Origin of the sequence: Streptomyces sp. CA-288835 (genome assembly GCF_050936385.1) — a bacterium.
In the GTDB taxonomy this organism is placed as follows: Bacteria; Actinomycetota; Actinomycetes; order Streptomycetales; family Streptomycetaceae; genus Streptomyces.
On sequence record NZ_JBNJMW010000001.1, the window covers coordinates 4,935,885 to 4,956,545 of the forward strand.

The window sequence follows — 20,661 nt, forward strand, 5'->3', positions numbered from 1 at the left end:
CCGGTCCAATGCGCGGACGGGTCCCATGGGTTCGATGGGATCGGTCGGTCCGATGCGCACACCGGTCCGAAGGGTTCGGTCGGTTCGATGGGATCGATGGGTTCCATCGGTCCGGTCGGTCCGAGGGGTTCGGTCGGTCCGATGAGATCGATGGGTTCCATCGGTCCGGTCGGCCCGTTGGGTTCGGTCGGTCCGATGAGATCGATGGGTTCCATCGGTCCGGTCGGCCCGTTGGGTTCGGTGGGTCCGATGAGATCGATGGGTTCCATCGGTCCGGTCGGCCCGTTGGGTTCGGTGGGTCATCGATGGGCTCCCAGCACGGAGTACGCACCCCTGCGGGCGATCACGACACCGATGCCGAGCGCGAGGATCAGCCCCCACACAGGCAGGCCGCCCGACTGCAGAGCGAAGGCCGTACGGCTCGTGGCGAGCGTCGGCGCCACGATGACGGCGGCCCATACGGCCGTCAGCGCGACGGCGGCACGGGTCACCCCGATGACACCGCCGAGCGCCAGGGTCGTAGAGGTGAAGGCCAGACAGGGCAGCAGCCACTGGGCGGCCATCACCCCCGTAACCCATCCGGCCATCAGCAGCGCGGGGACGACCACGGCGAGCACGGACGTGGTGCGGCGCAGCACCAGATAGAGCCCGGCCCTGGGCACCGAGGCCGTCAGTTCGTACGCCGGGTCCAGGCCGCGGGACCAGGACGCCGCGACGCCGAGTACGGGCAGGACCGGGGCGAACAGCAGCACCAGCGACACCTCGCCGAAGCCGGGGCTGACCAGGTCGAGCAGCAACGCGAACAGCGTCATGCTCCCGACCATGGCCAGCCACGGCACCATCGTGGGCGTCAGCCACCTCGAAAGCCGCGCCGACCAGCCCCGCGTGCGCGGCATCGTGGCGGTGGCGGCCAGGTGGGGTTCGAGGCCGGACCACACGGTGTCGACCAGCGCCGCCACGGCGGGCGCCTCGGCCGTGACGGCGGCCGACAGCCGGTCGCGGCACACCCCGCACGCCTCCAGATGGGCCTCCAGGGCCCACAGCTCGTCGGTGGCGAGGTCCGTGCCGCCGCGGGCGTAACCGTCGATGATCCGCATCGACGCGTGTTCCACGCTCATGCCAGCGCCTTCCGCATCGCGATCCGGGCCCGGCGGGCACGGGTCTTGACCGTGCCCTCGGGCAGTCCGAGCAGGACGGCCGTCTCCCGGACGGACAGCCCGTCGAGCACCATGGCCTGCAGTACTTGTCTGAGTTCCGGCGCGAGGCGGCGCAGCGCGTCCCCGACGTCACCGCCGACGGTGGCCGCGAGTACCTCGTCCTCGGCGGCGGGCGCCGTGGGCCGCAAGGCGGCCGCGGGCGGCGGCTCCGCGTGGTGGGCCCTGCGCCGGAAGGCGTCGACGAGGCGGCGCGCCGCGATCGTCCACAGCCAGCCGACGGCCGTCCCTCCGACGGCGGCCCCGGCGAACGCGCCCGCCGCGCGCCACACCGCCAGATACGTCTCCTGCATGACCTCGGCGACGATCTGCTCGTCCGCGCAGCGTCGGCGCAACCGCACCGCCAACCATGGCGACGTACGCCGGTACAGCTCCTCGAACGCGGCACGGTCGCCCCTGGCCACCAGCCGGACGAGACGCTCCTCGTCCAGCTCGCCCGGTGCCTTCCTGACTGATCTCACACCCTCTAGACGCCCGGCCCGGACGGCAGGTTTTCTCTTCGGAGTGATCCCCGTCACACGCATGAAGGGGCCACTGGGCCACCTCCCCGTATACCGACTGTCGGGGTGCGAGGGAGGCGGACGGGTCAGATCACGCGGAAGAGGTCGGCGGCAGCGTGGACGTCGGTGAGGTCCTCGATGGCGCGGAGGTTGTCGCACAGGGCGTCCAGGACCGAGTCGGCTTCGGCTACGCGTGGGGCGCCGATGGCCACGCCGAAGACACGGAAGCCCAGCCGGTGCTTGGCGTCGTTCCAGCCGCGCATCCATTCCTCGGTGACGCCGCAGTCGTCGTCGGTGAGCATCACGATGTCGCCGCGCATGCGGGCGGCGTCGTTGAACTCCTCCTCCAGCAGTTCGCCGGCCGCCGACAGCGGCCTCTGGTAGCTGGTGCCGCCGCCGAGGAAGGTTTCCGCGAAGTCGAGGACGCGGGCCACGTCGGCGGGCTCGTCGGCCGGGAAACGGAAGACCCGGAGTTTGTCGGCGGCGGAGAACAGGATGCCGACGAAGTCACGCCCCGCGTCGCGGGCCTGGTCCAGCAGCGCCAGGGCGCATGCCTTGGCCCACGCTTCCCTGGTGACGCCGCCGGGCCCGGCCTCGTACATGGAGTGCGAGGTGTCGACGCACGCGATGACGGCGCCCCGGCCGGTGGTCTGCTCGCCCTGGCTGTCGTAGAGCATCAGCTCGCCGGCGGCGTAGCGCGCGGCGAACACGGCACGCAGTGCGGGCAGGCCGAGGCCTGCCAGCTCGGAGGGGATCACGCGGGAGAGGTCGTTGCCGAGCGTGACGCCGACCAGCTCGCCGGTGGCGTTCTCCACCTTGCGGGCCCGTTCGCCGCCGGCCATCTGCCGGAAGCGGCCGATCAGTTCGGCCCACTCGGCGAGACGGCTGGTGCGCAGCCGCTCGGCGAGCCGGGCCCGCTGCTCGTACGGCATCCGCTCCAGCTGGCCGGGGCCGACGCCCCATGCACGCATCAGGGCGGCTTCGTCGCGTACGGCTTCGGCGGCCTTCGCGGCCGCGGTCCGCGCGGTGGTACGGATTCCGGGGGCCGCTGCGGCGAGGGACTGCGCGGCGGTCTGGGCGGCCTGCCGCGCGGTGGCCTCGGCGGACTCGGCCGCCTCGATCACCTTTTGTACGGCGTCGGCGTCGGCCGGCAACTTGCCGTCCTCATCGGCCTGTTGAAGCGCCTCGCTTACGGCGGTCGCCGCGTCGTCGGCGTCCTGCTGGGCCTTCCTCGCCTGCTCGGCCTGTTCCTGGGCGTCGCGGGAGTGCTCCAGCATCCGGCGCAGGGCGGAGGCTTGGGCGAGTACGGCCATGGCGGCGGCGTAGGGATCGCCGGCCGTTTCCCGGTGCAGTTCGGCGAACTCCGGTGACTCCAACAGCGCGGTGATCGCTTGGTGGTTGACCAGCCGGGAGGGGTCCATTTCGGCGCGCTCACGCAACCGGGGGTTGACCTTGTAGGCGGCCAGGAAGGCGTCGGTCAGGAGGTCGGCGGTGAAGTCGGTGGCGTGGCTGGCTATGTGGCTGGCGGTGTGGCCGTAACGCTCCTTCAACTCCTCGGCCAGATCGCGGAGTCCGGCCGACTGCTCGTAGGTGTCACGCCATGTCATGCGGTCGAACCGGTCGGCGACCACGGCCGTGGTGTGCCGCTCGGGGGCGACGGCGGAAAGGGCGAGCCACGTCGCAGCCCGGCTCGCCAACTCGTCGAGCCTGCCCGGCGTCTCACCCATGGCCGTTGCCCCCCTGGTCTTTGTCCCCGCGGCGTTCAGGTGCGCCGCTCGGGAGCGGCAGCGGACAGGCCCAACCGCTCCACCACCCCGCGGTGTTCAAAGCTGCGCCTCCACCATGCTCGCGTCCACCCCCAACGCCTCCGTGAGAACGCGTGCCCGGACCGCCCGCTGGCGTCCCGTGACCCGGTCGATGGCGGCGGTGGAGCGGCCGGCGCCAGCCGCCTCCTCGCGCAGCTTCTCAAGGCGCTTCCCCGCCATAGCCAGCTGATTGTGGGCCTTCTTGATGACCCACTCGCTCAGCGCCTCGCGGGACTGCCCGGCCATGGCGTCGAGTTGGGCTTCCAGTTCCTCGATGGTGTCGGCGAGGTCGAGGGCCTCCTTGGCGTCGGGGTTGACGAGGTGCAGCACCTCGCGCTCGACGGTCGGGCGCTCGGCGGGGGAGTTCCACAGCACGTGCGTCAGCACCGACAGGTCGGTCTCGGCGACCGCCGGGCGGCCGTCGAGGTACGCGGACGCCTGGAGCAGGCCCACCGCCTGCCGCCAGCGGCGGTCGGAGGCGACGAGTTCCTTGCGGCGCAGGGCGGCGCGCAGCGTGCAGACCGCGTCCACGATCGCATCCGGTACGTCCACGGCCGGGACGGCTTCGGTCACGGCGTGCTGCAACGCGGCCAGTTCGATGGTGGTACGAGCCGGCGCCTCTGGGCGACTGACGGCGGAACGTACCAGCGCGGCGAAGTTCGACGGGTCCTCCAGGTACCCGACCTCGATCCGTACCAGCAGCCGGTCGTAGATCGCGGCCGCGTCCTCTTCGGCGGGCAGTTCGTTGCTCGCGGTGATGGCGCCGATCAGGGGGCAGCGGATCGGCTCGCCGCCGTTCTCGGGGTGATAAATGCGCTCGTTGAGGTAGCCCAGCGTCTCGTTCAGGGCGGCCGTGGAGCACTTGAAGATCTCGTCGATGAACGCGACGTGGGCGGTCGTGGCGCGGCCTTCGTAGACCTGGCGGTACTCACCCCGGGCCAGCGCCGCGACGTCGATGGGACCGAACATCCGCGTCGGCGCGGTGAACTTCGACAGCAGGATCTCCCAGTACGACGCCCCCTCGACCCTGCCCGTGAGCTCCCGGGCCAGCTCGGACTTCGCCGTCCCGGGTGGCCCGAGCACTAAGGAGTGCTGTCCGGCCAGCAGCGTCACCACCAGCGTCCGCACCACGTCGGCCCGCTCGTAGAAACGGTCGGAGAGCTCGGCGCTGATCGCCCGCAGCCTCCCGGCCGTGTCCTGCGCGTCTTGCGCGTCCTGCGTCTCCTGCACGTCCGGTGCGCCCATCTTCAACTCCCTGACAACAAGGCCTTGTTGGGCGCGAGACGGCCCTTTCCCTCCGACGGTACGACGAGGGCACGTCATCGCGGCGTACAAGGGCGCACTCGTTCACGTACGGCACCCCCACTGCCGTACAAGAGTGTGCATGCGCACCATTTGCGTGGTTAGCCTGATTCGAGAAGCTTAGCCTGACCTAACCACGGGTCCGGGCGTGCCCGGCAACGGAGGAGCGGCATCGTGAGTACGTCCCGGATGAGGCCCCTGCTGGCGTCGGCCCTCGGCGGTCTGCTGGCCCTGGGAGCCACGGGCTGTGCGGCGGAGAACGCCGCGCAGGCCGAGGCGGAAGCGGTGTCGGACGAGAAGATCACCGTGTACAGCGGCCGGAGCGAGGACCTCGTCAAGCCGGTGCTGGACGACTTCCAGAAGGCCAGCGGCATCACCGTCGAGGTGCGCTACGGCGATACCGCGCAGATGGCCGCCCAGCTGCAGGAAGAGGGCGACCGGAGCCCGGCGGACGTCTTCCTCGCCCAGGACGCGGGAGCCCTGGGAGCAGTTGCCGGGAAGGGCCTGTTCGCCAGGCTGCCCGGCGAGGTGCTGGACAAGGTGCCGGCCGCCTATCGGGACGAGGGCGGCGAGTGGGTCGGGGTGACGGGCCGCGTACGCACGATGGTCTACGACACCGACCGGGTCGCCGCGGCCGATCTGCCGGAGTCCGTGTTCGAGCTGACCGACCCCGAGTGGAAGGGCAGGGTGGGCATAGCGCCGACGAACGGCTCCTTCCAGGCGTTCATCACCGCGATGCGCGTGGAGCACGGCGACCAGCGGACCGAGGAGTTCCTTGCGGGGCTGAAGGCCAACGACGCGCAGATCCGCGAGGGCAACGCCCCGATCGTCGCCGACGTCAACTCCGGCAAGCTCGCCTCCGGGCTGGTCAACCACTACTACGTGTACGAGCTGGCCAAGGAGGAGGGCACCTCCGTCGAGGCCCTCAAGGCGAAGAACCACTTCTTCCCGGACAAGAACATCGGCAGCCTCGTCAACGTCTCCGGTGTGGGCGTACTGGACAAGGCCGACGACGATCCCGACGTACGCGAGTTCGTCGACTATCTGCTGGGCAACCAGGCGCAGACCTACTTCGCCGAGCAGACGTACGAGTACCCGCTGATCGACGGCGTCCGCACCGCCCCCGGCCTGCCCTCGCTGTCGTCGCTCAACGCACCGGACATCGACCTCAACGACCTGGACGACCTGGCCACCACCGTCGAAATGATCAAGGAATCGGGGCTCGTCTGAGCAGTACGCCGACCCTCGTCCTGCGCCGGGCGCGGCGACTGATGCCGCGACCGGCATTGGCCTGCGCGGCGCTGTTCGCCATCGGCGTCGCCCTCCTTCCGCTGGCCTATCTGGGCATACGGGCCGGTGAGGCGGGCGGGGACCGGATCGCGGGCGAGCTGTTCACCGGGCGTACGGCGGAACTGGTCGTACGGAGTGTGGCGCTGGCCGCGGTCGTCACCGTGGCCTGCACGGTTCTGGGCGTGGCCGCGGCGTTCCTGGTCACCCACACCGATCTGCCGGCCCGGCGGCTGTTCGGGGTGCTCGCCGCGCTTCCGCTGGCGGTTCCCAGCTATGTCGCGACCTTCGCCTGGGTGTCCACGGTGGACGGCTTCGCGGGGTTCTGGGCGGCGGCTCTCGTGCTGACGCTGGTCTCGTACCCGTACGTCTATCTGCCGGTCGCGGCCGCGCTGGTCGGGGTGGATCCGGCGCAGGAGGAGGTGGCCCGGTCGCTGGGACGCGGTCCGTGGCGTACGACCGTCGGTGTGACCCTGCGCGAGGTACGGCCTGCGGTGGCGGCGGGCGCGCTGCTCGTGGCGCTGTACGTGCTGTCCGACTTCGGGGCCGTGTCGATTCTGCGGGTGGAGGTCCTCACCCGGGCCGTCTTCACCTCGATCAACCTCGGGTTCGACCGGACCGGTGCGCTTGTCCTCGCCATGGCCCTCGTCGCCCTCACGGCGCTGGTGCTGCTGGCCGAACAGCTCAGCCGACGGCGTGCGGCCCGTTACGCCCGCCTCGGCGGTGGAACGCCCCGGCCGCCGACGCGACTGCGCCTGGGCCGGTCGCGCAGGGCGGCCGCACTCGGGCTCGCCGTAGTGATCGGAGCGGCGCTCGGCGTACCGGCCTTGAGTCTCGTCCGGTGGTTCGGCGAGGGCGTCTCACGGCCCGGGTCGCTCGGCGAACTCGCCGACGCCGCCGGGAACTCGCTGCAGGTCGCCCTGCTCGGGACGGCCCTGACCATGGTGCTGGCGCTGCCGGTCGGGCTGCTGTCCGCCCGCGCTCCCGGGCTGCTCTCCGTGGCCCTGGACCGCCTGGCGTATCTCTCGCATGCGCTGCCCGGTCTGGTCATCGGGCTGTCGCTGGTGTTCTTCGGCATCAACGTGGCCTATCCGCTCTACCAGAGCGTGTGGCTGCTGGGGCTCGCGTACGCGGCCCTGTTCCTGCCCCTCGCGGTCGCGGCCGTCGGCGCGGCCGCGGCACAGGCACCGCCCGGACTTGAGGAGGTGGCCCGTTCGCTCGGACGGCGCCGGGCGTACGTACTGCGGACGGTGACCGTGCCGCTGGCCGCGCCCGGTATCGGCGCCGGCGCCGCACTGGTCTTCCTCACCTGCATGAAGGAGCTGCCCGCGACGCTGCTGCTGCGCCCCACCGGAATGGACACGCTCGCCACCGGTCTGTGGAAGCACACCTCGGTCGCCGCGTACGCGGCCGCCGCGCCCTATGCGGCCCTGCTGGTGCTCATCGCCTCCGTGCCCACCTGGTGGCTGTCGGCCCGCACCGGTGTCCTCACGCGGACGGGCGGCTGATGACATGGCGGAACTGCGGATTTCCGGCATCCACAAGGCTTACGGCCGCGTCCAGGCGCTGTCGGGAGTGGACCTCTGCGTCCGTTCCGGAGCGCTCTTCGCGGTCCTCGGACCCTCCGGCTCGGGCAAGACGACGCTGCTGCGCTGCATCGCGGGCTTCGAGGCGCCGGACGCGGGAGAGATCCGTATCGACGGCCGCCGTGTCGCCACCCGCGACGTGTCGGTGCCGCCGGAGCGGCGGCGGATCGCCGTGGTGCCCCAAGAGGGCGCGCTCTTCCCGCACTTGTCCGTCCTCGGCAATGTCGCATACGGGCTCGGCCGGGCCGCGCGGCGCGCCGGGCGGGCGGCTGCCGTGCTTGAGCTGGTGGGGCTCGCGGGCTTCGAGGACCGGATGCCGCACCATCTCTCCGGCGGGCAGCAGCAGCGCGTCGCGGTCGCCCGGGCACTCGCCCCGCGCCCGCCGGTCGTACTGCTCGACGAACCGTTCAACGCCCTCGACGCCGCGCTGCGCGCCGAAGTACGACGGGACGTCTGGCAGGCCCTGCACGCCGACGGCGCCACGGCGGTCCTCGTCACCCATGACCAGGCGGAGGCACTGTCGATGGCCGAGGAGATCGCGGTCATGCGGGACGGCCGGGTCGTCCAGAGTGGCCCGCCGGAACTCCTCTACGGATCACCGGCCGACCCGTGGGTGGCCGGGTTCGTCGGCGAGGCGGTGTGGCTGCCCGCTGTACTGGACGGCGACCGGGCCCGCACGCCGCTGGGCACCGTGCGCCTCACCCGGTTTGAGGGCGGTACGCCGAACGGGCCGACGCGCGTTCTGCTACGGCCCGAACAGATCACGCTCGTCTCGCCGGGATCCCGCGACGCGGTCACCGCGACCGTGGTGCGGCGCGACTTCTACGGTCACGACGCGGTGTTGGCCCTGCGCCTGACGGACGGTACGCCGGTGTCGGCGCGGGTCTTCGACCCTGCCGCTCTGCCGCCTGCGGTTGGGGAGGAGGTCGCCTTGCGGGTGCGGGGGGCGGCGCGCGCCTTTCCGCCCGGCGGAGCCCTCTAAGCTAGTTGAGTGCTCAAGTTCGCGGCTCGTCGTGTTCGCGGGAGCTTGCGCTCGGGTAGCGCGACCGGTCGTGATTGGGGCGTCACCGACAGTTCGGTGGCGGTGAGCCGGCGGCGGGGGGCGTCTGTGGTCCTTGGCCTGTTGGCGGCTCTGGTCACGGTGCTGGGGATGGTCGGCTACGGGACTCATGACCAGGCGGTGCACACCGGCGCCGCGAGCTCGTCGGCGCAGGATGCGCGTGAGGCGCTGGGCGTCCGGGGCTCGTTGGACGTCCAGGTTCCGTCAGTCGCCCAGCTTCCGTCGGACGTGTGGCAATCGCTGGGCGGCCCCGAAGCGCGCGAGCACTTCTGTCCCGTACCGGACCATGACGAGTGCGAGGGTCGAGCGGCGGCGGATACGCCATCGACAGGGCCGGCATCCCACCCGCTCCCTCAGGCGACCCACGCACGCGTAGAGCCCCGGCCCGCCGCCGAACCGGCGCCGGTCGCGGGCCGACCGGCGGCTCGTCCCCCGGACCTCCACATGCTGCAGGTGCTGCGGACCTAGATCCGGATGCCTTACCGCACCCGATCACCGGCATCCGCCGATCTCCCCTGCACGAGAGGCACTTCGTCATGGCGTCCGCCAACAAATCCACGAACCCCAAGAACCCGAAGAATCCAAAGAACCCGAAGACCACGGACAAGGCCGCGAAGAACACCGCGCCCAAGACTTCGGCCAAGTCCCCGACCAAGACCCCCACCAAGACCGCGAACAAGAGCTCGGGCAAGGAGCGGACCGCCGCCCGCCGCGCCCGTATAGAGGAGCAGCGCCGTGCCGAACGCGCTCGGGAGCGCCGTAGCCGGATCATCACGCTCGTCGCGGCGACCGCGATCCTGGCCGGTCTGGTGGGCGGCGGCGCGTATCTGATCAACGCCGCGAACGACAAGGAACAGGCCCAGGCAGCCCCGGTCAAGGGCGAGAAGAGCTGGAAGAAACTGGGCCAGGACCACGTCGACACCGAGGTCGACTACCCGATGACTCCCCCCGCGGGCGGCGACCACGACGCCACCTGGCAGAACTGCAACGCCGACGTCTACACACAGCCGATCCGCGACGAGAACGCCGTGCACGCCCTGGAGCACGGCGCCGTCTGGGTCACGTACAACGACAAGGCCGCCGAGGCCGACGTGAAGACGCTGACGGACAAGGTGTCCAGGACGCCGTACAGCCTGATGAGCCCGTACGAGAGCCAGTCGTCGCCCATCACGCTGACGGCCTGGGGACACCAGCTGAACATCAAGAAGGCGTCCGACCCGCGCGTGGATGAGTTCTTCGACAAGTACGTCCAGGGGCCCCAGACGCCTGAGCCGGGTGCGGCCTGCACCGGAGGGATCTCGGCGTAGGCCTCGCCGGGTCGAGCAACCCGTCACTCGGCTGTACCTGACGGTGGCCCCGAGCCTCCCCCTCCGCAGGCTCGGGGCCACCGCGTACGACGTACTGCCGCGTTACCAGGTCAGGGCGTCTGCCATGGTCGACTGCCAGTACGAGACTCGGAGCGAGTCATCGATGTGCACGCCCTTCGCGGGGAGTGACGGTTGGGCGGCGGCGCTCGCTTCCAGGTCGAAGTAGACCGCGAGGGACTTCACCGTGGAGCCGCCCGAGCCGCTGCCGTCCGCGGACGAGAGAAGGACGCTCGCGTAGCCGGACTCGCCGGGAGCCAGCGTGACCACCGCCTGCGGCTTGGAGTCCTCGATGGCCGGCGGGACGGACTGGGCCTCGTCGAAACGGACGGCCGGGTAGCCGACCAGGTCACAGTTCCCCGCGCCGGTGTTGGTGACGGTGAGGAGGAGGTGGTTCAGGGGGCGGGAGACCTCCGTGGCGGTCGTACGGGTGGACTCGACGGAGCATCGGGAGTGGGCGGACGCCGAGTCGTCGTTGGAGCCATTCGAGCCCTTGGTGCCCGAGGTTCCGCTCGCGGAATCCGACGATCCCTTGGAACCCGTCGTGCCGCTCGAACCGGCCGCGCCGCCGGTCGAGCCGCCGGTCGAGCCTTCGGAGCCCGATCCCGAGCCAGCCGAGACGGTCTGCCCCGCCCCGGCGGAGGTCCCGCCGTTCGCCTTCGACGGAGACGCGGAAGGCTTGGTGGAGGCCGTGGACGCGGATCCCGCCGGGGCCGCCCCTTCGTTGTTGCCGTCCTCGCCGTTGTTGCACGCCGTCATCGTCAACGTGGCGGCCGTGAGTGCGGCGGCGACGAGCATGCGGGTGCGGTTGGAGCGTGTGGACATGTGAATCCCCCTGTGCGGTACGTGGCTTGGCATGGGCCGCTCGACCCGGTCCCGGGAGCGGCGTGCTTGGATGACCCAAGCTTGTGAGGTGATCCGTCCCGCCCGCCACAACTGCCGGGGTATCCGGGACGCTGGAACGCTTGCGGTAGCTCTGACCTGGGGGAATGACCTCCCCCTGGAATGGGGGTCCGGGACGTGGAGAGAGGGCGGAATGGTGGCGGGGGACGAATTCTCGGAGCTGTTGGGCCGGTTGAAGGAGCGGTCCGGGCTCAGTTACGGGGTGCTCGGGAAGCGGCTGCACACGAGTGCGTCCACGCTTCACCGTTACGTCAACGGGGATGCCGTACCGACGGATTACGCACCCGTGGAGCGGTTCGCGCGGGTGTGCAAGGCGACGCCCGAGGAACTGGTGGAGCTGCATCGGCGGTGGGTTCTCGCGGATGCCCGGCGCAGGCAGAAGGCGGCCGGGGTCCCTGCGGAGGATGAGCGGCAGGGGCGTACGGCCGAGGGGGAACGGCAGGCGCGTACGACGGAGGGGGCGGCGGGGTCCGAAGCGGCCGGATCCGAAGGGACGGCCCAGGACTTTCCCGAGGTCGAGCGGCCGCACCTGGCGGAGGTCCCCGTGGCCCGGCGGCGGCGTACCGTCGTCCTCGCCGGAGCCGCCGTGGCCGCTGCCCTCGTGTCGGTCGCGCTTGTGGTGAATCTTGTGCCCGGCGGGAGCGAAGGCCAGGACGACCAGCGCGGGAAGGGGTCCGTCGGGGCCGGCGCCCCGCCCGTTAGCGAGAGTCCCGGAGCCTCCAAGTCGCCCGGCGACAAGGGCAGTTCGCCCTCGCCGTCGCGCTCACGCACTGGCAGTCCTACGGTTTCCCCGTCCGACTCCGCTTCCGGCGCCGGCTCCCGGAACGGTGGGCCCGGTGCGAACCAGGGCGGCGGCGGTGCCGAGGACACGGCCACCGCGCCCCGCGTCACCGTCGATCCGTACCAGTGGGAAAACCAGTGCAGCCAGCACTACCTGCTCGACAAGAAGCCCGAGCAAGTACCTCCGCCGCCGGTTGAGCCCGAAGCGCGCGGGTGGGTCACCGCACTCGGCGGGGTCGCCGGCGGGCAGCAGATGCTCAGGCTGAACGTGCAGGGCACCGGGAAGTCCACCGTCGTCCTGGACGAGCTCCATGTGCGAGTGGTGGAGAAGAGCGCGCCGCTCGACTGGAACGACTTCGCGATGGGCGTCGGCTGCGGTGGCGGCGTGGACACAACGGCGTTCGGTGTGAACCTCGACGCCGGGCGGCCCGCGGTCTCCCCCAGGGCCGGTCAGCGCGACTTCCCGTACAAGGTGAGCGAGTCCGATCCCGAGGTCTTCTACATCTTCGCGGACGCCCGCGCGCACAACGTGAGCTGGTACCTGGAGCTGGAGTGGTCCAGCGGCGACCAGCAGGGCACGCTACGCGTCGACGACCACGGCCAGCCCTTCCGGACCAGCGGAAACGTGGGTCGGCCCGCATACACCCGTCCCCTCGGAAGCTCCGAGTGGGGCCGGGATCTGCAGGACCCCGAGATTCCCGGCTGAGCGCCCAACAGAGACGCGGGGGCTGATCGGCGCCGGCCGCGAGGTCAGTAGCTCTTCCCAGCTGAGGTCAGCCGCGTTTCCCCGGCGCCGGTGCGGTGCTGCCCGTGGGGCTGGCGCGGAGCATGGCCTTGTAGAGGGCGTCGTGTTCGGGTGAGTCGGGGAGGGGGCCGCGGGCCGGGGCCTCCAAGGACTGGATCATCAGGGCGACGACGCGGCGCCAGGCGTCGGGAGCGGCGTCGCCGGTGGCGTTGACGACGCCGGCGTTGGCCATGTGGATCAGCACCAGGTCCGAGGGGTCGAAGTCCTCGCGCAGCCGGCCGGTGGCCTTGGCGCGGTCGATGAGTTCCACCATGGCCTCGTACGCCTCGTTGCGACGCTTCTCCAAAGCCTTGGCGGTGGGAAACGACATGGTCAGGACGTCGGCGAAACCGTAGTCGGCGGCCTGCATGGCGCAGGCGGCCTCGATGTAGCCGACGAAACCGTGCCAGGGGTCGGGGTCGTCGAGGGCGGTGGCGACCGCGTCGGCGTACGCGTCCATACGGTCGAGGAAGACGGCCGCGACCAGGTCTTCCTTCGCCGGGAAGTGACGCAGGATGGTGGCGATCCCCACTCCGGCCTCGCGCGCCACGGAAGCCATGGACGCGTTCAGTCCGTCGCGCCCGAGCACCGTACGCCCGGCGGCGATGATCCTCTCCCGATTGCGCTCGGCGTCGCTGCGCCGGGGCTGGGCGGGTTCGGGGTTATCGGGGTGCTGGGCGCCAGGGGTCATGCCGGCCACCCTAACAATCGGATCGCCCTATCCATTTTCGGTGGTACGGTGGCCACAGCGAACCGGATAACCCTATCCGAATCATCGCATGGAAACGGATACCCCTATCCAGGTTGATCTCGCTACTCCCTATCACGATCACGCCTTACGAAAGGATCGCTGTGACCAGCATCGCCATCATCGGAGCCGGCCCCCAACTGGGCCTGGCCATCGCCCGCACCTTCGGCTCCCAGGGCTTCGACGTCGCCCTGATCTCCCGTAACCGCGAGAAGCTCGACGGCCTCGTCGGCACGCTGACCACCGAGGGCATCATCGCCGCCGCGTTCCCCGCGGACGTTCTCGACCGCGACGCGCTCACCCAGGCACTCAAGGACGCGGCGGCGCGGTTCGGGGGCATCGACGTTCTGGAGTACTCGCCGGTGGGAACCATGGGCTCCACTACCCTGACCACTCCGGCCGACACCGAACCCGCCCACGTGCAGCACGAGTTGGAGTTCCAGCTGTACGGGGCGATCGCCGCCACCAAGGCGGTACTGCCCGCGATGCGTGAGGCGGGCGCTGGCACCCTGCTCTACACCACCGGCGCCGGTTCGATCGACCCCGTGCCGCAGGTCGGCAACGTCAACGCCGCCGCCGCGGCCCTGCGCAACTGGGCCGTCAACCTGCACAAGGAGCTGGACGGCACCGGCGTCCAGGCCGCCCACATCGGCATCGACGTATCGATCGGCATGTCGGTCGTCCCCGGCTTCCCAGCGGCCAAGCCCGAGCAGATCTCCCCCGTCTACTGGGACCTGCACACCACCAAGCGCGACCAGGCCGAACTCGTCTTCAGCCTCTGACGTCGCACGTCGTCGCCTGCCGCTTGCGCCACGCAGCCCCGCGCCCTCCACGAGGCGCGGGGCTGTCGGCCAGCACCCGCACACAGTCACCGACGTCGCGATCAGTCCGCTGTCGGACACTCGGGCGTACGTCCTCGCCGGACTCGCTCTCGCTCTTCACTGCGATTAGGCACGGTCCGGGCCCAGGGCGTCGCGGACGGCGGCCAGAATGGCCTCGGTGTCGGCGCCCAGGGCGCGGGCGGATGAAGTGAAGTCACGGGCGAGAGTGGCGAGTTGGACAGTGTGCGGGCGGGTCGGGCCGGTGGGCGGCGCCGCCACCCGGGTGCCCGCGCCCCGACGGGTGCGGATCAGCTCGCTTGCCTCCAGCTCACGGTAGGCGCGGGCGACGGTGCCCGGTGCCAGCCCGAGGTCCGTGGCCAGCTGGCGCACGGTCGGCAGCCGGTCGCCCTCGGCCAGCCGCCCGGTGACGATCAGCGCGGCGAGCTGCGCGCGGATCTGCTCGTACGGCGGGACCTGGCTGGTGGTGTCGACGCGGACGGCGGCCTCACTCATCGTCGTAGGACCCCTCTGCCGCCGCCTCGTCGGCGACGGCACGCGGTGCCACCACGGTGACCAGGGACCAGACGGCGGTGAACAGGTTCAGCAGGGCCAGCGGGTAGAACACCCAGAAGGTGAGCACGCCCAGCGCGCCGGCGCAGCCCGTCTCCGTCAGCGCGAGGGAGACCATCAGCACGGCGTACAGCTGCTGGCTGGACACCAACAGGCCCCAGGCGCCGGTGACCGCCCACGCGCGGTCGCGGCGCTGCTGCTCCTCACCCGGACCGTGGGCGATGCGGCGCAGGGCCCAGACGCAGGTGGGGGTGGCTATGGCGAGCGCGCCGAACATCGGGAGCGTGTAGTACAGGCCGGGCCAGGGGCCGGTGGTCGCCGGCATCCCGTTGCAGGTGAGGGTGAGGACCTTTCCCGTGCTGAAGACGCGGTCGGGGTCGACGGAGGCCGTGGCGGCCGTGATCACCAGCAGGACGACGAGGGAAAGCCCCTGAAGGGCGATCAGGGGACCCATGTGCGGCGGCACATGGTCTCTGACCAGGCGTGGTGCAAGACTCGCGGTGCGTACCGCCTCCTGGGGGCGCAGGGTCAGGGCGTCGGCGAGCAGGACACCCGCCACCGCGCACAGGCCGAAGGCCGTGAGGCAGAACACGACGCGCTGCTCGAACTCGACGTCCCCCAGTGTGGACAGCGCCTGCGCGACCACGAGGCCGATGGCCAGACCGGACCAGCGGGCGTAGTGGTCGGCGTGGTCGAGCAACCGGTACTGGGGCGGGGCGGTGTCGAGCATGCGGAGATCCCCCCGGATCATCTTGTATCAAGCGGTGAGTACAAGATGCCGTGGCCGGGGATCTTGTGTCAAACGTTCGATACAAGGCGGTGCGAGGGGAAGACGGGTTCCGGAGCGGGGCGGTTCCCGTGACGCGACGGGGGAGCGGCCGGCGGACGGGGAGGTGGTCGGTTCGACAGGGAGGCTGTCGGCCGAACGGCGACCGGTCAGTCGACGGTGATCGAGTCCAGCTGCGCCCGCAGGTAGACGTGCAAGTCCACCGCAGGGTGCGCCACCCGCCCGATCGGTGCGGGCACCGACTCGACGACCGCGCCCGGGGTGCACTCGCCGAAGTGGACCAGCGACATCAGCTCCTCGGCGGGTTCGTCGGCCGGGGGCGGCAGGACGCGGTGGCGTCCGGAACGCCAGCAGTCGCCGGTCCAACGGGCCATCAGATCACCGATGTTGATCTGTATTGCGGGTCGACCGGCCGACGAACGGGCTACGGCGGGCTGGTGACGCTGAGCATGCGCGGGAGCTTCCACGGCCGGCGGCCCCAAGCGGTGAGCTGGAGGACACGGTCCACGCGGCCCTGCGCGAAGTGCTGGGGAACCGGCGGCGCCCTCTGGCGCTGGCACGTCTGCGTGCCGCGGCGGCAGAGGGCGCCTTTGACCTGGACCTCTTCGAGTACAAGGGGAGCTACCGCCGGGGAACGCCGCGCAATTCCTGATCGGCATTCGCGCCTTCGCCCGCCTGTTGGACGGCGGTTCGGCGGAAGCGGGCCAGTGTCACCCCGCCGAGGACCACCGCGACGAGCCCCACCACCAGGGCGACGATGGCGCCGCCCAGACCGTTGCCGGTGCCGATGCCGCCCTCGGAGGTGGCTGCGATCAGCGCGCCGAGAGCCATGGCGGTCGCGCCTGCCGCCAGGGGCACGATGACACCGAGCCGTCCGGAGCTCGTGCCGAAACGGCCGGTGGGGCGGGCCAGGGACAGTCCGCCGATGACCACGCCGATCAGGCCGAGTACGCCGGCCAGGCTGGCCCCGAGTCGACCGGCGCTCATGTCGGTGACTCCGGCGGCGGTCGGCTGGACCGAGGTGTGTGCGGCTGCCGGTGTGGCGAGCATGACGACCCCGAGCAGGGCCGTTCCGAGCAGAGCGGTTCCGGCCAGGGCAAGTACGCGTCGAACTGGCCTCCTCGCGGCTCCTGTTGAGCTCATGGCCCTCTCCCCTTTCGTGTCCTTCATGCGTCTCGAGTCCGAGATCTGGATGTCGACTGAGCATGTCGCCGGGCGCACCCGTCGGTCGTCCCGCAGGCGCGGACACTTCGTGCTGCCGCCGACGCCGCAGCCGGCTGCCGCGGACGCGGTAAGCGCCGCGCAGGTACCGCCTACGCGGTAGCCGACCGCTCCTCCGCCAGCCGGATTCGCCCGCGGCGGCATCCGGTTAGGGTGCGCGCATGGGGACAAAACGGCCCGGTGTCAGATCCGTTGTCAGCCCCGGCGTCAGGGACTGGGCGATCGCCGTCGGGGTAGCAGCGACGCTCCTGGTCACCGGGCTGTCCGGGCAGCACTCCGCCACCGACCTCGACCTACTCGGCTACGCGCTGCTGGCCGCCGGCGGGCTGGCGCTCGCCGCGCGCCGCCGGGCCCCAATCCCCGTCCTGGCCGTCACCGGGCTGTGCGCAGTGGGCTACCAAGCGGCCGATTTCGACGTGCCCGCCGTCGCGTACCTGTTCGCCGTGTACGCCGCCGTACGAGCCGGACATCGCACCCTCACGATCGCCGCGTCCATCACCATGCTGGCCGCCCTCCCCCTCGCCGCCCTGGCTTCAGGCCTGCACGACACGGGCGAGGCGTTCGCGCAGGCCCGCGGCGCCCTCGAGATCGCCTGGCTGATCGCGGCCGGCGCCGCGGGTGAAGCGCTGCGGCAGGCCGAACGGCGGGCGGAGGAGGCCGAGCGCACCCGGGAGGAGACCGCGCGGCGGCGCGCCGACGAGGAGCGGCTGCACATCGCGCGGGAACTGCACGACTCGCTCACCCACCAGATCTCGATCATCAAGGTGCAGTCCGAAGTCGCCGTCCACGTGGCCCGCAAGCGCGGCGACCAGGTACCCGAAGCCCTGCTGGCGATCCAGCAGGCCGGACGCGAGGCGACCCGGGAACTCCGCGCGACCCTGGAGGCGTTGCGCGACGACGACACGGCCCCGCCACGCGGGCTCGACCACGTCCCGGAACTCGTGGAACGGGCCCGCAGCATCGGCCTCGACGCGACGCTGACGATCGAAGGGCGACGGCAGGACGTACCGGCCGCGGTGGAACGTACCGCCTACCGAATCGTTCAGGAGTCGCTCACCAACATCGCCCGTCACGCGGACGCCGCCACGGCGTCGGTGCGGATCGACCACCGTCCGGACGCCCTGGCGATACGAGTCGACGACGACGGCAAGGCCGCACCGGGCGCCGCACCGGTGCCCGGCGTCGGCCTGCTCGGGATGCGCGAACGCATCACCGCACTCGGCGGCCGGCTGCGCGCCGAGCCGCGCGGCGAGGGCGGCTTCACCGTCCAGGCCGAACTCCCCGTGGAGCAGACGTCATGATCCGTGTCCTGCTGGTCGACGACCAGCCGCTCATTCGCAGCGGGTTCCGCGCACTCCTCGACCTCGAGGACGACATCGAGGTGGTGGCCGAGGCCGGCGACGGGAAGGAGGGCCTGGCCCTCACGAAGGAACACGTGCCCGACGTCGCGCTCATCGACATCCGGATGCCGCACGTCGACGGCATCGAGGCGACCCGCCGCATCGCCGCCGACCCGGACCTGACCGGCGTACACGTCGTCATTCTCACTAACTACGGCTTCGACGAGTACGTCTTCGACGCGCTGCGCGCGGGCGCCGCCGGGTTCCTCGTCAAGGACATCGTGCCGGAGGACCTGCTCCACGCCGTACGCGTCGCCGCGCGCGGTGACGCCCTGCTCGCACCGTCGATCACCCGCAAGCTGATCAACCGGTACGTCACCCAGCCGCTCCACACCGATCTCGGTACGGAACTGGACGAGCTCACCAACCGCGAACGCGAGGCCGTCGCCCTGGTCGCCCAGGGCCTGTCGAACGACCAGATCGCCGCCCGCATGGTGATCAGCCCGATGACCGCCAAGACCCACATCAACCGGGCCATGACCAAACTCCACGCCCGCGACCGCGCCCAACTCGTGGTCATGGCCTACGAATCCGGCCTGGTGGCCCCGCGCAATCGCTGACACCCGCGGTAGTTACTTGGAAGCGTTTCCATACGGCTCGTGCATACGGTTCGGCGCGTCAACGCCGGTGAACTCCAAGGGGCCCGGCCGCCCCGGGCCGGACATCGCCTACGCGGGCGAGTAGGTCTCCACCTTTTCGAGGCGTACGTCCTTTTCGAGGCGCACGTCGTGCCCGCCGGTTCGACCGGTTCGGCGTCGGGACCTGCCTCGCCCCGACGCTGAACCGGACGACGACACAGCGACGGCGAGAACCGACAGCAGTACGAGCGCGAAGGCCGGGCCGAGTACCGTCCACGGCGCCAGTTCCACGTACGGCTGGTTCTCCGACAGCAGGCGGCCCCACTCCGGGGTCGGTGGCTGTTCGCCCAGGCCGAGGAAGCCGAGGGAGGCGAGGACGAGGACCGTGGTGGGCAGCCGGAGGAGGGCGTTGCGGAGGACGGACGGGAGTACGGCGGGGAGGTAGTGGTGGCGTAGCAGGTACCGGGGCCCGGCTCCGAAGGAGAGGGACGCGAGGAAGTGGCCGCTGGCCCGTTCCTGTTCGAGCAGGGCCGCGGTCTGGGCGGCGTACGGACTCCAGGCGACCACGCATACCGCGCCCGCGGCGCCCCACACCGACGGCCCGGTCACCGCGGTGGTCAGCAGTCCGGCGAGTACGGCCGGCAGGGTCGACACCACTTCGGTCAGACCCGCGCCCACCTGTGTCGCCATGCCGATCAGCAGTCCGAGGACGACGCTGACCGCCGTGACCGCGAAGGCCACGCCCGCCGTACGCAGCGCACCGTGGCCTAGCCGGGCCAGCAGATCGCGGCCGAGGGAGTCCGTGCCCAGCGGGTGCGCGGCGGAAGGCGGGAGTAGTCGGGCGGCCGTGTCCACCTGGAGGGGATCGCGCAGCAGACCGGCTACGACCAGGGTGAGCAGGGCGACGGCGCAGAACCCGGCGATCCAGCGCGTGGAGCGTCGCCGTGCGAGGACCGGCGGGTGCAGGGCGGGCAGGGCGCCGTCCCGCAGGGCGGGGCCGAGGAGTACGCGGCGCAAGGCCTGGATCAACAGCCCCGCGGCGACGCCGAGCAGGACGAGGACCAGCGTCGCCGTCTGCAGCGGAGGCAGATCCTGGGCGATGGCGGCGTCCAGGGCGAGTCGGCCGAGCCCCGGGATGTTGAAGATCTTCTCCACTGCGACCGCGCCGCCGACCAGGGCGACGATGGTCGGGAGGAGTTGCGGGAGTACACCGGCCAGGGTGCGGCGCAGCGCGTGCCGGGCGATGTGGCGGGGTGAGAATCCGTACGCGTGCCAGGTCCGGGCCCACGGCTCCTGGAAGGCGGCGGGCAACGACTGGTCGAAGAGGCCGCCGATCACCGCGCCGGACGGTACGCCGAGGGCCAGCGCGGGCAGCACCATCGACATCGGTCCCGCCCAGCCGCTCGACGGGAACCAGCCCAGCCACACCCCGCACACGGTGGCGAGCAGCGAGGCGAGCAGGAATTTGGGCAGGGCGGCGAGTACGGCGGCTCCGGTTCCCGCCCGACCCTGCCGCAGCCGTCGCCGGGAGCCGAGGTGCAGGGTGCGGGCGCAGACCAGCGCGGCCACCGCGATCGTCACCACGAAGGCGCCGAGCATCAGCGTCAGGGAGACCGCGAAGGCGGTGGTCACCTGTGGGAGGACCGGTTCGCCGGACACCCACGAGGTGCCCGCGTCGCCGCGCGGCAGTCCGCCGAGCCACTGCAGGAGATGCGCGAACGGCCCTTCGTCCAGGTCCAGTTGCTCCCGTACGGCAGCCAGCTGGGCCGGGCTCGGATCCGCGTCGGCGGAGCGGGCGCGCAGGACCGTGAGGGCGGGGTCGTTCCCGGACAGCCAGGGCAGCAGGGCGACGGCCGTCAGCAGCGCGGTCCCGGCGACGAGGCGGCCGACCCCCGCGCGCCACCGGGACGGGCGGGAGTCGGCACCGACGGACTTGGCGCTCATCCGGCGC

18 protein-coding genes and 2 pseudogenes are annotated in these 20,661 nt (G+C 71.3%); 9 read left to right on the top strand and 11 right to left on the bottom strand.

What is annotated here, in order from left to right:
* Positions 1–299 precede the first annotated feature (299 nt).
* From ACQEVY_RS22185 to ACQEVY_RS22200, 4 genes are all read right to left on the bottom strand, one after another.
* Positions 300–1,118, bottom strand: coding sequence for a zf-HC2 domain-containing protein (locus tag ACQEVY_RS22185; protein ID WP_432951123.1), 819 nt, complete (start codon positions 1,116–1,118; stop codon positions 300–302).
* Positions 1,115–1,675: an RNA polymerase sigma factor gene (locus tag ACQEVY_RS22190; RefSeq protein WP_432951125.1), complete on the bottom strand. Its 561-nt coding sequence runs from the start codon at positions 1,673–1,675 to the stop codon at positions 1,115–1,117. Before ACQEVY_RS22190 ends, ACQEVY_RS22185 begins: the two co-directional genes overlap by 4 nt.
* A 125-nt stretch (positions 1,676–1,800) precedes the next feature.
* Entirely contained in the window at positions 1,801–3,441 is a 1,641-nt protein-coding gene (locus ACQEVY_RS22195; RefSeq protein ID WP_432951127.1) for a VWA domain-containing protein, read from the bottom strand.
* Positions 3,442–3,537: 96 nt separating this feature from the next.
* Complete coding sequence (locus tag ACQEVY_RS22200) at positions 3,538–4,764, bottom strand: AAA family ATPase (RefSeq protein ID WP_432951129.1); 1,227 nt, start codon at positions 4,762–4,764, stop codon at positions 3,538–3,540.
* A gap of 231 nt (positions 4,765–4,995) precedes the next feature.
* Between ACQEVY_RS22200 and ACQEVY_RS22205 the strand changes: the two genes are divergently transcribed.
* The 4 genes from ACQEVY_RS22205 (at position 4,996) to ACQEVY_RS22220 (ending at position 10,061) form a co-directional block, all read left to right on the top strand.
* Positions 4,996–6,051 carry an iron ABC transporter substrate-binding protein gene (locus ACQEVY_RS22205; protein WP_432951131.1) on the top strand — a complete coding sequence of 352 codons (1,056 nt, stop codon included), beginning with the start codon at positions 4,996–4,998 and terminating at the stop codon, positions 6,049–6,051.
* Between the two features lie 41 nt (positions 6,052–6,092).
* Positions 6,093–7,616 (top strand): ABC transporter permease, encoded by a 1,524-nt coding sequence (locus ACQEVY_RS22210; RefSeq protein WP_432951133.1) that lies wholly within the window; start codon positions 6,093–6,095, stop codon positions 7,614–7,616.
* Positions 7,617–7,620: 4 nt separating this feature from the next.
* A complete protein-coding gene (locus tag ACQEVY_RS22215; RefSeq protein WP_432951135.1) occupies positions 7,621–8,676 on the top strand; it encodes an ABC transporter ATP-binding protein in 1,056 nt (351 codons plus the stop codon).
* Positions 8,677–9,290: 614 nt separating this feature from the next.
* Entirely contained in the window at positions 9,291–10,061 is a 771-nt protein-coding gene (locus ACQEVY_RS22220; RefSeq protein ID WP_432951137.1) for a DUF3105 domain-containing protein, read from the top strand.
* Positions 10,062–10,163: 102 nt separating this feature from the next.
* Here the strand turns inward: ACQEVY_RS22220 and ACQEVY_RS22225 are convergent, their stop codons facing one another.
* On the bottom strand, positions 10,164–10,943 hold the full coding sequence (locus ACQEVY_RS22225) for a DUF4232 domain-containing protein (RefSeq protein ID WP_432951139.1): 780 nt from the start codon (positions 10,941–10,943) through the stop codon (positions 10,164–10,166).
* A gap of 214 nt (positions 10,944–11,157) precedes the next feature.
* On the opposite strand from ACQEVY_RS22225, the gene ACQEVY_RS22230 reads away from it, so the two are divergent.
* A complete protein-coding gene (locus tag ACQEVY_RS22230; protein WP_432955344.1) occupies positions 11,158–12,507 on the top strand; it encodes a helix-turn-helix domain-containing protein in 1,350 nt (449 codons plus the stop codon).
* 67 nt (positions 12,508–12,574) lie between these two features.
* Here ACQEVY_RS22230 and ACQEVY_RS22235 read toward each other — a convergent pair whose 3' ends face one another.
* Entirely contained in the window at positions 12,575–13,276 is a 702-nt protein-coding gene (locus ACQEVY_RS22235) for a TetR/AcrR family transcriptional regulator (protein ID WP_432951141.1), read from the bottom strand.
* A 161-nt stretch (positions 13,277–13,437) separates the two neighbouring features.
* Between ACQEVY_RS22235 and ACQEVY_RS22240 the strand changes: the two genes are divergently transcribed.
* Entirely contained in the window at positions 13,438–14,115 is a 678-nt protein-coding gene (locus ACQEVY_RS22240; RefSeq protein ID WP_432951143.1) for an SDR family NAD(P)-dependent oxidoreductase, read from the top strand.
* 165 nt (positions 14,116–14,280) lie between these two features.
* Here the strand turns inward: ACQEVY_RS22240 and ACQEVY_RS22245 are convergent, their stop codons facing one another.
* From ACQEVY_RS22245 to ACQEVY_RS22255, 3 genes and pseudogenes are all read right to left on the bottom strand, one after another.
* Positions 14,281–14,667: a GntR family transcriptional regulator gene (locus ACQEVY_RS22245; RefSeq protein ID WP_432951145.1), complete on the bottom strand. Its 387-nt coding sequence runs from the start codon at positions 14,665–14,667 to the stop codon at positions 14,281–14,283.
* Positions 14,660–15,454 (bottom strand): hypothetical protein, encoded by a 795-nt coding sequence (locus tag ACQEVY_RS22250; RefSeq protein WP_328770144.1) that lies wholly within the window; start codon positions 15,452–15,454, stop codon positions 14,660–14,662. Before ACQEVY_RS22250 ends, ACQEVY_RS22245 begins: the two co-directional genes overlap by 8 nt.
* A gap of 206 nt (positions 15,455–15,660) precedes the next feature.
* Positions 15,661–15,912, bottom strand: a pseudogene (locus ACQEVY_RS22255) (isopenicillin N synthase family dioxygenase); the annotation flags it as partial.
* 92 nt (positions 15,913–16,004) lie between these two features.
* Between ACQEVY_RS22255 and ACQEVY_RS22260 the strand changes: the two are divergent.
* Positions 16,005–16,163: pseudogene (locus ACQEVY_RS22260) on the top strand (type II toxin-antitoxin system VapB family antitoxin); the annotation flags it as partial.
* On the opposite strand, the gene ACQEVY_RS22265 reads toward ACQEVY_RS22260, so the two are convergent.
* On the bottom strand, positions 16,133–16,654 hold the full coding sequence (locus ACQEVY_RS22265) for a DUF6223 family protein (protein WP_432951147.1): 522 nt from the start codon (positions 16,652–16,654) through the stop codon (positions 16,133–16,135). The pseudogene ACQEVY_RS22260 and the gene ACQEVY_RS22265 overlap by 31 nt on opposite strands.
* A gap of 239 nt (positions 16,655–16,893) precedes the next feature.
* Here ACQEVY_RS22265 and ACQEVY_RS22270 point away from each other — a divergent pair, with 239 nt between their 5' ends.
* Both ACQEVY_RS22270 and ACQEVY_RS22275 read left to right on the top strand, forming a co-directional pair.
* Complete coding sequence (locus tag ACQEVY_RS22270; RefSeq protein ID WP_432951149.1) at positions 16,894–18,033, top strand: sensor histidine kinase; 1,140 nt, start codon at positions 16,894–16,896, stop codon at positions 18,031–18,033.
* Positions 18,030–18,692 carry a response regulator gene (locus tag ACQEVY_RS22275; protein WP_432951151.1) on the top strand — a complete coding sequence of 221 codons (663 nt, stop codon included), beginning with the start codon at positions 18,030–18,032 and terminating at the stop codon, positions 18,690–18,692. The genes ACQEVY_RS22270 and ACQEVY_RS22275 overlap by 4 nt, the downstream gene beginning before the upstream one ends.
* A gap of 108 nt (positions 18,693–18,800) precedes the next feature.
* On the opposite strand, the gene ACQEVY_RS22280 is transcribed toward ACQEVY_RS22275, so the two are convergent.
* Positions 18,801–20,654 (bottom strand): ABC transporter permease subunit, encoded by a 1,854-nt coding sequence (locus ACQEVY_RS22280; RefSeq protein ID WP_432951153.1) that lies wholly within the window; start codon positions 20,652–20,654, stop codon positions 18,801–18,803.
* Positions 20,655–20,661: the final 7 nt, after the last annotated feature.